The sequence below is a fragment of the Flavobacterium fryxellicola genome, assembly GCF_900143245.1.
In the GTDB taxonomy this organism is placed as follows: Bacteria; Bacteroidota; Bacteroidia; order Flavobacteriales; family Flavobacteriaceae; genus Flavobacterium; species Flavobacterium fryxellicola.
Genome location: NZ_FRDK01000012.1, coordinates 1 through 13439 on the forward strand (window position 1 = coordinate 1; position 13439 = coordinate 13439).

General features: G+C 31.7%; 12 protein-coding genes. 4 read left to right on the top strand and 8 right to left on the bottom strand.

What is annotated here, in order from left to right:
• Positions 1 to 2 precede the first annotated feature (2 nt).
• A complete protein-coding gene (locus BUA03_RS14295) occupies positions 3 to 314 on the bottom strand; it encodes a transposase (protein WP_066080498.1) in 312 nt (103 codons plus the stop codon).
• Between the two features lie 459 nt (positions 315 to 773).
• Positions 774 to 1796, bottom strand: coding sequence for a LacI family DNA-binding transcriptional regulator (locus tag BUA03_RS14300; RefSeq protein ID WP_066080502.1), 1023 nt, complete (start codon positions 1794 to 1796; stop codon positions 774 to 776).
• 342 nt (positions 1797 to 2138) lie between these two features.
• Between BUA03_RS14300 and rplM the strand changes: the two genes are divergently transcribed.
• The 4 genes from rplM to tsf all read left to right on the top strand — a co-directional run bounded on the left by rplM (position 2139) and on the right by tsf (position 5123).
• Positions 2139 to 2594 (top strand): 50S ribosomal protein L13, encoded by a 456-nt coding sequence (gene rplM / locus BUA03_RS14305; RefSeq protein WP_066080505.1) that lies wholly within the window; start codon positions 2139 to 2141, stop codon positions 2592 to 2594.
• On the top strand, positions 2594 to 2980 hold the full coding sequence (gene rpsI / locus BUA03_RS14310) for a 30S ribosomal protein S9 (protein WP_066080508.1): 387 nt from the start codon (positions 2594 to 2596) through the stop codon (positions 2978 to 2980). The genes rplM and rpsI overlap by 1 nt, the downstream gene beginning before the upstream one ends.
• A gap of 225 nt (positions 2981 to 3205) precedes the next feature.
• Complete coding sequence (gene rpsB / locus BUA03_RS14315) at positions 3206 to 4021, top strand: 30S ribosomal protein S2 (protein ID WP_066080511.1); 816 nt, start codon at positions 3206 to 3208, stop codon at positions 4019 to 4021.
• A gap of 139 nt (positions 4022 to 4160) precedes the next feature.
• Positions 4161 to 5123 (top strand): translation elongation factor Ts, encoded by a 963-nt coding sequence (tsf, locus tag BUA03_RS14320; RefSeq protein ID WP_066080514.1) that lies wholly within the window; start codon positions 4161 to 4163, stop codon positions 5121 to 5123.
• Between the two features lie 75 nt (positions 5124 to 5198).
• On the opposite strand, the gene BUA03_RS14325 is transcribed toward tsf, so the two are convergent.
• The 6 genes from BUA03_RS14325 to BUA03_RS14350 form a co-directional block, all read right to left on the bottom strand.
• Entirely contained in the window at positions 5199 to 7784 is a 2586-nt protein-coding gene (locus BUA03_RS14325; RefSeq protein WP_066080517.1) for a carboxypeptidase-like regulatory domain-containing protein, read from the bottom strand.
• A 4-nt stretch (positions 7785 to 7788) separates the two neighbouring features.
• Entirely contained in the window at positions 7789 to 8427 is a 639-nt protein-coding gene (locus BUA03_RS14330) for a GLPGLI family protein (RefSeq protein ID WP_072675751.1), read from the bottom strand.
• Positions 8428 to 8435: 8 nt separating this feature from the next.
• A complete protein-coding gene (locus BUA03_RS14335) occupies positions 8436 to 9197 on the bottom strand; it encodes a GLPGLI family protein (protein ID WP_066080523.1) in 762 nt (253 codons plus the stop codon).
• Between the two features lie 89 nt (positions 9198 to 9286).
• The gene (locus BUA03_RS14340; protein WP_066080526.1) at positions 9287 to 9550 is read right to left on the bottom strand and encodes a hypothetical protein; all 264 of its coding nucleotides are present in this window, start codon (positions 9548 to 9550) and stop codon (positions 9287 to 9289) included.
• A 447-nt stretch (positions 9551 to 9997) separates the two neighbouring features.
• Entirely contained in the window at positions 9998 to 12655 is a 2658-nt protein-coding gene (locus BUA03_RS14345; RefSeq protein ID WP_066080528.1) for a TonB-dependent receptor, read from the bottom strand.
• Positions 12643 to 13404: a GLPGLI family protein gene (locus tag BUA03_RS14350; protein ID WP_066080531.1), complete on the bottom strand. Its 762-nt coding sequence runs from the start codon at positions 13402 to 13404 to the stop codon at positions 12643 to 12645. The genes BUA03_RS14345 and BUA03_RS14350 overlap by 13 nt, the downstream gene beginning before the upstream one ends.
• Positions 13405 to 13439: the final 35 nt, after the last annotated feature.

Here is a 13439-nt window from a genome sequence, read left to right on the forward strand (position 1 = left end):
AACTAAATCTTTCTTGGATCGGATGTCCCAAACTTTTTTTTTAAAAGTTCACGACTGATTTCTAATTCAATTTCTTTGTTAGCCAATAATTTACGTAGTATTCTGTTTTCTTCCTCAGACTGCTTTAGCTCCTTACTGCGAGTGTCATATGTTACTTTTAAACCCGCTTCACCTTGCTTGTCGTGTTTCTTCTTCCAACTATATAACGTGCCAGTGCTGACACTATATTTACGGCAAGTTTCAACTATTCCTACCTCTTCTGAAAAGGATAGGATTTCTAGCTTTTCTTCTAAAGTCCATTTCTTGTATTTCATGTTTCAAATATATAAGTTTGAAATTTAAAATATCACTCCGAACTTTTAAGGGGCTAAAATACAAGGTTAGCTTATGATATTCGCAACTATTTTTTAGCTAATGTTCTTTAAAAATTTAGGTCAAATTACGAACTAACACATATTGTTTTTTCGTAAGACAAATATGAAAAAAAAAAAAACGAATTAACGAATTATCTTATGATTTAACATATAATTATCAAGTTTAACACTTCAAACTATTTACATCATAATTTTAAAAGACTTCCTTATTAATTTATTACGCGGGCTCTTTAGAGCATAAATAAAAAACTTTTCCGCTGGATGTTCCGCTGGATGTTGATTTAGGAGCAGGAAAAGATTGGTTGGAAGCGCATTAAAATTATCTTTTATTTTGCAAAAAAAATCTCTAATCATTTAAAAACGATTAGAGATTTTTTTGTTGTTACATTAAATGAGATGCTACAATTTTATTGTAGACTCTCTTTCCTTCAACACCGTCTTAATCACCACGGTTTCATAAGGAATATCCTCTTCTTTAGATTCCAATCTGTCAATCAGTAATTTAGCTGCGACTTCTCCTATTTCAATTCCGTGCTGACTTACCGTCGTTAAACTTGGTGACAATCTACGGGAAGCCAAAATTCCGTCAGCAAAACCGATAATAGAGATGTCTTCCGGCACTTTAAATCCTTTTTTCAGTGCAATACGCAGTGCCGCTACAGAGTCGTTTTCTTCAATAGCGAAGATTCCGTCTATTTTATTTTCAAATATTTTTTCGATTTTATCCTTTAAATCATCTTCGGCATCCGTTCGAATAATAATATTTGAGTTAACTGCAATAGTATTATTTTCTAATGCTTTCAAATACCCATCGGCTCTTAGCTTACCTACACTTAGATTATCAATAGAGGAAAGTAGCGCGATATTTTTACATCCAAGATTAATTAAATGTTGGGTGGCATTCAAAGCGGAATCAAAATCATCAACAATTACTTTATCGCACTCAACCCCTTCGGCAATACGATCAAACATTACGATTGGAGTACCATCATTTATTATTGCGGAAAAATGATCGTAATCCTGGTTTTTTTGTGCTTCCTCAGAAACCGAAACAATAAATCCATCAATGGTTCCATTGCTAAGCATTTCCAAAGTATGCGCTTCTTTCTCTGCAGATTCATTGGAGATACACATGATCACATTATACCCTTTTTCATCCGCTACTTTTTCAATACCGCTAAAAACCTTGGCAAAAAAAGAATTCAAGATATTGGGAATAATGACCCCTATTGTTTTTGTTTTTCTATTTTTAAGATTGAGACCAATTACATTGGGTTTGTAATTTTTGAGTTTTGCATATTCTTTTATTTTCACTTTAGTTAGGTCACTTATTTCCGGACTATCATTGAGCGCTTTTGAAACTGTTGAAACAGAAACATTCAGTTCTTTTGCGATTTGTTTTAACGTAGCTTTAGCTTTCATAAAGGGATATTTATTGTAATTGATAAAGGAAAAATACCTACAAGATATAAATAATTAGAATAATAACTATTTAATTGACAAAAATAGCATTTCTAATAGAGAATTTAGGTTTAAAAAATCAGGAATAGTCAATAAAATCATAAAAAAAATCATGATTCCGGTAACTCCACTGCACGTGTACTAATCCAAAATTTGAAGATAGAAATTAATTTTAAATATCCATTTGATAATCAGCACTAAAACAAGATAAAAATAATCATTTAAGGTATTTGCATTTAAAATAATTAATTGTACTTTTGCAACCCCTTTATTGGGGATGGAATGTTTAATTAAAATAATATTATGGACGCATTAAGCTACAAGACACAATCAGCAAGCAAAGCCACCGTTACAAAAGAGTGGATTGTTGTAGATGCTGATGGGCATAACTTAGGTCGTATGGCTTCGAAGATCGCAATGATCCTTAGAGGAAAATACAAAGCAAGTTACACACCACATGTTGACTGTGGAGATAACGTAATTGTTATCAACTCAGAAAAAATCAACCTTACAGGAAACAAGATGAAAGAGAAAACTTACATCCGTCACACTGGCTACCCTGGAGGACAAAGAACTTTAACTGCTGAAGTATTGCAATCAAAAAATCCTGCATTACTAGTTGAAAAAGCGATAAAAGGGATGTTACCTAAAAACAAGTTAGGTGCTGAACTTTTTAGAAATTTAAATGTTGTTGTAGGATCAGAGCACAAACAAGGCGCTCAAAAACCTAGAACAGTTAACCTTAACGATCTTAAGTAATGGGAGTTATTCACAAAATCGGTAGAAGAAAAACCGCTGTTGCACGTGTTTATGTTTCAGAAGGAACAGGAGTAATCACTGTAAACAAAAAAGCATTCGAAACATACTTCCCAACTGCAACTTTACAGTACAAAGTATTACAACCGATGTCTATGACAGAAAATGTAAGCAACTTTGACGTTAAAGTAAACGTTTACGGAGGTGGTTCAACTGGTCAAGCAGAAGCTGTAAGAATGGCATTAGCACGTGTTATGTGTGAAGTAAATGCTGAAAACAGAGCTATCTTGAAACCAGAAGGTTTATTGACAAGAGATCCAAGAATGGTTGAACGTAAGAAATTCGGTCAGAAGAAAGCTCGTAAGAGATTTCAATTCTCAAAACGTTAATACTGAACTTCAATCTGAACTCGTTTCAGGTTTTCAAGAACAGGTACTGGAATTAATTCAGTATAATTATTCTAAAGTTGCTGAAAAAATTTCAGCATAAATTTAAAAAACACAGTTGTTGTTGCTCTCCTACTGAGGTAGGAAATAGTTTAGCATCTAAATGCATATAGCCGGTAAACCGCCATTTATGCATTGCTAATCAACAGAACGTAAACTAGAACAAAAATGGCAAACAAAGTAGAAGTTAAAGACTTACTAGAAGCAGGTGTTCACTTTGGACACATGACTAGAAAATGGGATCCAAACATGGCTCCTTACATCTATATGGAGCGTAATGGTATTCACATTATCAATCTATATAAAACGGCAGCAAAAATTGAAGAAGCGAATGAAGCTTTGAAAAAAATCGCTGCATCAGGTAGAAAAATATTATTCGTTGCTACCAAAAAACAAGCAAAAGACATCGTTGCTGAAAAAGCAAAAGCTGCAAACATGCCTTACATCACTGAAAGATGGCCTGGTGGAATGCTAACTAACTTCGTAACTATCCGTAAAGCTGTTAAAAAAATGGCTACTATTGATAAAATGAAGAAAGATGGTACTTTCATGACTCTTTCTAAAAAAGAGCGTTTGCAAGTAGATCGTCTTCGTGCTAAATTAGAGAAAAACTTAGGTTCAATCGCTGACATGTCTAGACTACCAGCTGCATTGTTCGTAGTTGATATCAAAGCAGAACACATCGCAATAAAAGAAGCTCAAAAATTAAACATTCCAGTTTTCGCAATGGTGGATACTAATTCTGACCCAAGAGAGGTTGAATTCGTAATCCCATCTAACGATGATGCTTCTAAATCAATTGATAAAATTTTAACTTTGGTTACCGCTGCAATTGTTGAAGGACTTTCTGATAGAGGTTCTGACAAAGAAGGCGAAGCAACTGCTGAAGTTGTTGCTCCTGCTGAAACGGTAGCTCCTGCTGCTGAAGCTGTAGAAGTAGCTCCTGCTGTAGAAGCTGCTGCTCCAACTGCAACTGAAGAATAAAACAAAAAGAAATTCCAAATTCTAAAATTCCAAATTCCAAAAATTATATCAGCAATGATTTAATTTATCAATTGGATGCAGGATTTCTGAATTTGGAATTTTTTATTAAAACTATTTTTTAATTTAAAATAAAAAAATTATGGCAACAATTACTGCTGCAGATGTAAATAAATTAAGACAAACTACAGGTGCCGGAATGATGGACTGTAAAAAAGCTTTAGTTGAAGCTGATGGAGATTTCGATAAAGCTATACAAAACCTTAGAGAAAAAGGACAAAAAGTTGCTGCTAACCGTTCTGACCGTGAGTCTTCTGAAGGAGCAGCTGTTTCTTTTATCAATGCTGACAAAACTAAAGGAGCAATCATAACTTTAAATTGTGAAACAGATTTCGTAGGTAAAAATGAATCTTTCGTTTCTTTAGCTAAAGAATTAGTTGAAAAAGCGATTAACTTCTCTTCCAAAGAAGAATTCTTAGCGTCAGATTTCAACGGTATTACTGTTGCTGAGAAATTGATCGAACAAACAGGTGTTATTGGTGAAAAAATCGAAATCGGTGATTTTGAAATTTTAGAAGGTGCTTTTGTTGGATCTTATGTTCACGTTAACAAAATTGCTGCATTAACTGCTATTTCTGCTGCTGTAGCTAACGCAGAAGTTCTTACTAAAGATATCTCTATGCAAGTTGCATCAATGGGAGCTGACACATTATCTTACAAAGATTTTGACCCATCTTTCGTTGCATCTGAACTTGCTGCTCGTATTGCTATAATCGAAAAAGAAAATGAAGAAGCAAAACGTTTAGGAAAAACTTTAAAAAATGTTCCTAAATATATTTCTTACTCTCAATTAACTGAAGAAGTTCTAAAACAAGCTGAGGAAGATGCTAAAGCTGAGTTAAAAGCTGAAGGTAAACCAGAACAAATTTGGGACAAAATTATCCCTGGAAAAGTACTGCGTTTCATCTCTGACAACACTACTTTAGACCAAGAAAAAGCGTTATTGGATCAAAACTTCATCAAAGATGACAGTAAAAAAGTGGGTGATTATGTTAAAGAATTCAAAGTTGAAATTACAGGTTTCAAAAGAGCTGCTTTAGGATAGATTACTATTTGATTTCCTATTATATATAAAACCCCATTTCAAAATAATTTGAAATGGGGTTTTGTTTTATTTTTACTATAACGAATAATTGACTCCAAGCATCAAATACCCGGGACGGATTGACACTCTTGATGCTGTAAAAAAACTGGCGTTTGTTGTGTTTAACAATAAAGTAGTCTGATTCAAATTTAGCATGTTGTTTCCATTAAAAAATAACTTCCAATTTTTAGTTGCCATATACTGCACATTTGCATTTAGAAAAAACAATTGATTGGTATCAAAACCTGAATCTTGATCATTTATTACAAAACCTATATCCCATTTTAACTTAGTCTTGCTTTTACCACGAATAGATAGCGCAATCTGATGATTTTGACTCGTGTTAATAAAATTAGTTGCACTTTGCATTACTATTCTTTGAATAAAGTTATAGTCAATCCCAAACTGTACATGTGATTTCCTAAAATTAGATACCAACTGCAAACGATTCGTGAAATTTTGAGTCTCAACTTCATTATCGACACTATTGAACTGGGACAAGCCTATAGATTTCAGATAAAACAAAGTGGTTTTAATTGAAAACGGCAAATGATTAAGCTTTAAATCATACAAAGCTAATGCCTTAATACTTTTTCTGTTTCTTGTTGTAATCCCAACGTTTTCAATATAATCTGAATTGTAGATGGTATTGCTCGATACAGAATTTTGCTCCACATCATAGGATACAGTCGAGTAAAGAACACTTTGACTCCTTGGATTTACACTGAAGTATTGAAGAGAAAAACTATTTTTAGGAATTATTCGATTATAATCAATTGAAGTAGCCTTTGAAATAGTTTGAAAATCAAGTATTATATCGGTTTGCTGCAATTGACTCAGCGAAGGCAATTGATGATCTAGCGAATAATTGAACGTAAGTTTATTAAGTCCTTTAAAATTATAAATCAAACTAAGGTTAGGCTCATACCGGGTAAATGCATTTTGAGTGCCTTGAAACCAACTGTTTACCGCCGAAGTTTTAAAACCCAAAATGGATTGAAACTTAGCATCCCAATTTTTTAACCATGAAAAATTGGTCTGTATTGATTTTCGCTGCAACTTAACATCTAAACCGTTATTTTGGTTTTCTAAAATAACAGTACGTAATCTGTCTTGCTGTGACAAAAGGTTGATTTTAAAACTAAAATTATTGGTCTTTAGTGTCCTTGTAAATACATTATTAAAATTAAAATTAGCTTGTCTCTGGTTTTGATTTTGATGAATGGTATCAAAAGTACCACCAAATAAATTTTGTTGAGAAAACAAATCAACTTTTTGACGGTTATCATCTGCTGAATGCTGGGCTGTTCCTTTATAATTGATAGTCTTTAAAAGTGTAGTTTGCACTTTTACAACATGAGCAAAATTAAAATTTGCATCACTCTTAGTGTAGTTCAATACATTTCCTGAGCGCAATAAATCTTGGACATCTTTGTCTGCATTTGGTGTAAATCCAGCAGCATACGATATGAAAGTATTTTTCGACTTATTAAACTCCCATTTAAAAGCACTATTATTAAGACTGTAAGTCGCAACTTTATTTTCTAAAAAAGAGAATCGGCTTTGTGGCTGTCCAACATTAGTTTGGAGTTTATCGTTTTCCTCCGTAATAATAGCTTTATTAAAAACATTCGAGAACGTAATTTTAGAACGCTTGCCTATTAAACTCGTATAATTAAGTCCAATAAAAGCATTTTTCTTGTCCTTTATAAAAGCATTGGGGTTTAAAAAGGTTGGGGTTTCAATAGATTTAAATTCTCTATTTTCACTATCGACATCAGCCAAAATTCTCATTTCGTTATAATCTTCTCGCGAAATTGGTGTTTTGGCAATTGTATTATAATCCGAAATAACGGCAACATTTCCCTTCTTAAAAAATTTAAAAGAATTAGAGTGGAAACGAAAAGAATTATTTATTCCAGCAGCCGCCTCAAAATCCATGATCCATTTATTTTTATAACTGTCTTTTGTTTTCAAGTTTAAAGCTATTCCTTTTTTGCTACCGCTGGCAGTTGCAAATCCCGAATAACTAGTTAACAGGTCGATTCCCTCAATCATGTCCGCATTTATATTTTGGGTAGCCATTTGATGTTTATTCCCAAAAAACTCATTCCCGTCAATAAGAACGTTATCTATTTGTTGCCCTTTGTAGAGTACTTTGCCGTCTTGGTCAATATCAAGCCCCGGAAGTTTTTTAATTACATCTTCAATTTTATTTTCGGTACCATCAACCACTGCTTTCAAATTATACGAAATAGTATCGCCCTTAACCTTCATTACTTTGGGTCTACTTGTGATGATTACATTTTTGAGCTGGTTCGTTTCTGGAAGCAGTGTAAAACTTAACACCTCCTCTTTTGTAATGGAAATCACCTCTGTAATGGGAACAAAACCAAGCTTTTTAATCGTTACTATATACGATCCTGAAACTAATTCCTTTTGTATAAAACCATTTGCATCAGTGGTGCCAAAAGCGATTTGATTGTCGTCTTGACTCATGATCACAATAGCTCTGGCCAAGGGAATACTTGCTTCATCAACAACTTTGAAACGAATAGTATGCTGCGAAAAAAGAAAAACTGGAAATAAAAGAAATACTATGAGTTTAAAGTTTAACTGCATTGCATTATAAAAAATTTGTAATTAATGGAACTTGTAAGTCTACATTAACAGCCTTCACATAAAAATGACTATAATTATACTCTAAAATGACTCCGTCAAGAAACGGAAGCTTATCTGGACTACCCTTTGTCCATAATTCTCTAGTAAAAAAAACCGTGAGCTTATGATTATTAAAAGTAGTTGTAGCCTCAAAGCAATTATAACCTGCGACTTTTTTAGTTTTACTTGTATATTTCCATATTGCTTTTGGCAACTTATGAGCAACTAACTTTCCGTTTTCTTTAATGGTATAATTATTATTTTTGAAATTTTTGATTAATTTTTTTTCCTTTGAGCTATGCTCAAAACTGGAACTAATGATAGTAGCACCAGTTTTGTCATTTTTATTGTTTTTTAAATTGTCGTTGTTTTTAATAACATCTTTTGATTTAACGTGATATAAATTCTCATTTCCTTGAATATACAACACCGATTCAGATTTAATTTCATTGACTTGCTTAATCATCTCATCCTTTAAACTATCAGGTAGTCCTTTTACTAAATCTTTCGTTAATAGAGTTTGCTTTTGATAGTGGATCGCAACTACAAATTGAGAAGACATCGTATTAAAAAAGAGCAACAAAAAATAGACAAAATACTTCATTGATTAATTTATTTAATGATTACTGACTTTGTTTCATGTTTGTTTCCGGAAGCATCTTGATAGGATTTTGGCTTCAGTGCATCAGATTTATATTGCTCATACTCCACCTCTGTTATAAACGGAATTGATTTTTTTAGTTTATCCAAGGGATACTCTGTATCTGAAAACTCGATTCTAATGGCGTATATCATCTTTTTCTTTGATTCAATACTTAAAATTAATCCTGGTAAATTTATGTCATCTACAGGACCGTCCAAAACAGGTATGTCTTGTGTATACCAATATTGAATGGTATCATTATTAGGTTTTACTAAAAAAGCTGATTTGCAATTAAATCCTTCAATAATTTTTTTCTTTTCATCAAATATAAATTCTTCTTTACGGAATGGTCTTTTAATATAATATTCATTTTCATCAACTTTCTTTAATTCAATCACAGCATTGTTAGAATAATCTTTAAAAAGCCAATTTTTATAGGGTTTGAATACAAGTCCTTGGTCAATTGTATTAGGAGCAACAAGTCCCTTGCCTGGAATAACTACCTCTTTTAAATCTGCATTTTTGTATAAAGAAGCATTTTCATTACACATTAAAACGTGAACTTCTGCCTTGTTCATAATTTCTTTTAATGATTCCCTGTCCTTCTCAGGAATTTGATTAAAAAAAGAATCACTGCGAATAAACTTTTGCTCGTAAATAATTTTTACACTTTTTTGACTAAAAATAAAATTCGAACTGATTATAGTAAAAAATAAAAATATTTCTCTCATGATGTAATTTATAAGATGATTGAAAGAGGGATGGTGCACCATCCCAATGAAAACTTAATTCAGAGGCTTTCCAGATAACTAAAATGTCTTTATTCGATAACTGCTACAAACCCATCATCACAAATAACCAATGTAAAATAAACAGATGTCAGCACCAAATCCCCATTTTTATCCGCAGAAGCTATAGTTCTACCAATTCTATAGGTATCGCATTCAGTATCTACCGGGGTTTCATCTGATTTAACTTCAATTTTATCAGATTTGTTTGAAATCATAACATTTTCTTTTTCACTTGCAAACGAAGTTACAGAAAAAGCAACTAACAAAGTTGCACTTAATAAGAATTTTTTCATAGTTTTAAAATAATTTGATTAGTGTCTTACTAAACTTTTTAGTAAGTGGTTTAGGACGTCCGAGTACAAATCAAAAAAAAAAAAAACAGTATATCCTAATTATTTTACTACAAATATATAATAAAACACAACATTATTCTTACAATACTGAAAACACTAGGCTTCCCAAACTTTCATAAGCATAAATTACTTTTGCAGTTAACCGTTCTTAAATAGGGTTAACAATTACAACATACCACTGCTGAAAAAATTTGGAACTTGGATAATCTTAAAAAGATTAAAACACTAAATTTGAATATTAATTATTTTTTATGTTCAAAACCAAAAAAGAACTCGTATTTGTAATGGTTTAAACAGAAGAATACTTTTTCAGAAATAAAACTACCTGTAAAATAAGCCCAATTGCATTATTCTTTGCATTCATCAGTAATAAACGTCTTGCTGCTTTTAAAAACGATACTCCATTTTCAATAGCACATATCTTGGCAATAGTCTGTATTCCGTTTGTGAAATGTTGATATCAGAAATGCTATAATTCCTGAAGGTTTTGGTATTAAAAAGATTATTCCCTGAAAGGAAAAAGGTTAGTTTATTCTCTTTTACCACATAACGCGCCTCTAAATCCAAGAAATAATATTTATTACTATTGTTACTTAGATTCCCAAAAAAATAGCGTTCACTTTGAACTTGTAAATTAAATTGATCACTACACATCAATGACAAATCAAGAAAGCTCATATTGTCTGTGAATGAATTTGTAGTAGTTGTTTTTACTTGGTTGTAATTCCATTTTGTGCCAATATGATAATTGAAGAATCCTTTATATCCAGAACGCAACTCAAAACCATAATCGCCATTGAAGTTTTTTACTTCACGAAGACTGGAATTGTTGACGATGTTTTTAAAATTCGTTGTGGTTGCTCCTATATTGATTTTTAAGTTGGATTTGATGGATTTAAAATAACGATCGATGCTGGTAGAAAATGATACAAATTCTCTATCCTTGATGATGATTTTTTCGGACTGTGAAAAGTTTTGAGCAATGATGGAATTGGTGCTAAAAAAATCATTGCTTTTGGTATATAAAATAAAGGTATTGGCAAAAAACTTGTCGCCCCAATTGCCATAAGTGTAATTCAAAATAGCGCTTGAAGAGTTCAATTGATTAAAGTCTTCTAACCCTTTCGAAAAGGAGCGAAAACCCGTTTGTACAAAACCTGAATACACATCTAAAACTCCAGCGTTTGTTGTGTTGTAAGAGTAGGAAGTTACTATTTTATTTTTGTCGTTTATTTTCCAATCAAAGCCTATTTTTGGAATAATGAAAAATGGATTTTGATTGGTTTTAACATTAAAGTTTTCCAGTTCATTGAATAATTGATGAAAATCTGATTGAGTCAATAAGGTAAAACTTTTTATTTTGAAGCGATATTTTGCAGATAAATACAAGTCGTTTGTAGCATATCTTAACTTGTTTTGATAGCCAGTTGGGAGCGAAAGATTGTTACCATTTTCTAACAATTCAAATCTTGTGTTTAGCTGATCTATTCGTAATTGATTGCCAAACTTTACTTCAAGCAAATCACCACTTTCTTTTTTGTCTAATATATGCCCCTCAATACCTGCAAATTTCATTCTGTTTTCGCTGAATTGTGTGGTACTATTGGCATTTTCGCTAAATAAATCTTTAAAAATAAACTGATTAACAGAATAATTTTGTGGCGTTTTTTCGTTGATGTATCTGCCAGAGAGTAAGAATACTTTTTTCTCTTTGAACTTATTTGTAAAAACTACTTTTTGGTCAAAAAGTTGATTGTTCGCATTTAATTGTTCGTTTAACAGGTCATTGTTAAAGAGTAAATTGCTTCTGTTTTTTTCGTTGGTTTTATTAAATTTCCCCGTGTATTCAAGAGTTTTAGTTTTTGTAATATCATAGGTTACATCTACTTTTCCAAAACCTGTTAATTGTGTTTTGCGACCATTAAAATCCTCCGTATTCATAAAAGTAGTATTCCCAACGGAGAATTGCTGGAAACCGTTTCTAAAAAAATTATTTTCATCGGTATTTAAGAAACCTAAAGTCTTCAACTTGACTTTTTTTGAAAGTGTAAAAATACTGTTAAGCGATAGCATTTCGGCATTGTTGAGATTGACTCTGCGTTTTTTTAAGTTTGGCATCTCAAATCCCAAAACTATTAAACTTTTTACGGATTGGTCATCGCCAATGCTACCAGGTTCACTTACCCTTTGCGGCCTTATCAAATTATCAATATCTCCAATGGCATCAAATCCTATATTGTTAAAATTAGTTAAAAAATAATGTTTATTTTTCTTACCAAAATTCATTAAATTACTTTTGACTTCATATCGGTTCGCCGTTACCAATCCATAGCCTATTTGCATATTGCCAAACCAAATGCGTTTGGCATCTTCTTTTAAGGTGAGATTCAATGCCACCTTATTGGTGCTCTCAATGCCTTTTAAATGCTTATTATTAGAATATCTTTGTAAAAGTTCCACTTTTTCAATGGGACTTACAGGCATGTTTTTAGTTAAAATTTTATAGCCTCGATCAAATAGATCATCTCCATCAATCATCACCTTTTCAATTTCTTGATTACCTACTTTTATGGTTCCATTGGCATCAATATTCAGTCCCGGTATTTTTTTTAATAAATCTTCTACAACTTGCTCGTTCCCTTGCGCAAAAGATTTGACATCAAAAATGACCTTATCACCATCAATTGTTATTGGACGAAAAGCTGTAACTATTACTTCTTGTAGTTCATTACTTTTAGGTGTTAAATCAAAAACTATATCCTTGATGTCGTTACCTTCTATTGCAATATCAATACTTTTTTGCTCAAATCTCGTAGCATTTGCAGCTAAAATAAGCTTTCCTTTGTTGTTTGTAGTTATATTATATTTACCCAATTCATTTGAGTACGTATATGAAATAATCTTGCCATTGTTATCTTTTAGAATAATACTAGCCGACAGAATTGGTTTGTTTTGAATATCGATAACACTACCTGATATTTTAATTTGAGCAATTGCGTTTAAAGAAAAAAATGCAAAGAAGAATATCAATTTTATTTTTCCCATTCAAATTTAATTTCTAAACCATTTCTAAATACTTGTGAACTAACTATTGTAGTACCCCGTGGCATTTTCGTTAATAGCTTTTCATCTGTTGATTCAGTATTGTATTTTATTTTAGCATATTCCTTAATGTCAATTATTTTAGCTTTTTGAGTGTCCATGACAAAAACGGATTCATCTAGTGTTTCATAATTTAATTTTTTTAAATACCAATTGTATCTTTTAGTTTCATCATATACTTCAAAAATAAGACCTGGCAAACCATGTAATTTCCATGGCCCATATTTCAGTGGAAATTCTAATGCATACCAAGCTATGTATTTTCTTCCTCTAAATTCGCATATCGCTTTTGATAAAGTAATAGCGTCTTTAACTTTAGTTTCATCAATTAATTCCCAATGCATTTTAGGTGTTTTTTCTGTAATTAGATACTCTTCACCAAAAACATTTTCAGAACTAATTAGAGTATCTTTTTTAAAGTTAAAATAAGTAGCACTACTTCTTTTTGACTTGTAGGTAATCGATATTGAGTTGTCCTCTTCTCTCTTTACTTGTTTATTTACTTTAGAATCACTTTTTTTTATGTAAATTGATTCTTCTTTAGATTCATTAACAAATAAATTAGCATATTGTGTATTAGGTATATCAGTATTATAAAATATCTCATATTCAACATTCAACATTTTATTTTGACCAAAGCCTTTAACTGATTGGATAGCCATTACAAGTATTATAATTATTATTCTTTTCATCTTTTTAATTATTTTAATGGTAATTAAAAAGAGTT

Excerpts from the sequence above, each read along its gene's own strand:
- BUA03_RS14295 (WP_066080498.1), bottom strand. The coding sequence starts at position 314 with ATGAAATACAAGAAATGGACTTTAGAAGAAAAGCTAGAAATCCTATCC.
- BUA03_RS14300 (WP_066080502.1), bottom strand. The coding sequence starts at position 1,796 with ATGAAAGCTAAAGCTACGTTAAAACAAATCGCAAAAGAACTGAATGTT.
- rplM (WP_066080505.1), top strand. The coding sequence starts at position 2,139 with ATGGACGCATTAAGCTACAAGACACAATCAGCAAGCAAAGCCACCGTT.
- rpsI (WP_066080508.1), top strand. The coding sequence starts at position 2,594 with ATGGGAGTTATTCACAAAATCGGTAGAAGAAAAACCGCTGTTGCACGT.
- rpsB (WP_066080511.1), top strand. The coding sequence starts at position 3,206 with ATGGCAAACAAAGTAGAAGTTAAAGACTTACTAGAAGCAGGTGTTCAC.
- tsf (WP_066080514.1), top strand. The coding sequence starts at position 4,161 with ATGGCAACAATTACTGCTGCAGATGTAAATAAATTAAGACAAACTACA.
- BUA03_RS14325 (WP_066080517.1), bottom strand. The coding sequence starts at position 7,784 with ATGCAGTTAAACTTTAAACTCATAGTATTTCTTTTATTTCCAGTTTTT.
- BUA03_RS14330 (WP_072675751.1), bottom strand. The coding sequence starts at position 8,427 with ATGAAGTATTTTGTCTATTTTTTGTTGCTCTTTTTTAATACGATGTCT.
- BUA03_RS14335 (WP_066080523.1), bottom strand. The coding sequence starts at position 9,197 with ATGAGAGAAATATTTTTATTTTTTACTATAATCAGTTCGAATTTTATT.
- BUA03_RS14340 (WP_066080526.1), bottom strand. The coding sequence starts at position 9,550 with ATGAAAAAATTCTTATTAAGTGCAACTTTGTTAGTTGCTTTTTCTGTA.
- BUA03_RS14345 (WP_066080528.1), bottom strand. The coding sequence starts at position 12,655 with ATGGGAAAAATAAAATTGATATTCTTCTTTGCATTTTTTTCTTTAAAC.
- BUA03_RS14350 (WP_066080531.1), bottom strand. The coding sequence starts at position 13,404 with ATGAAAAGAATAATAATTATAATACTTGTAATGGCTATCCAATCAGTT.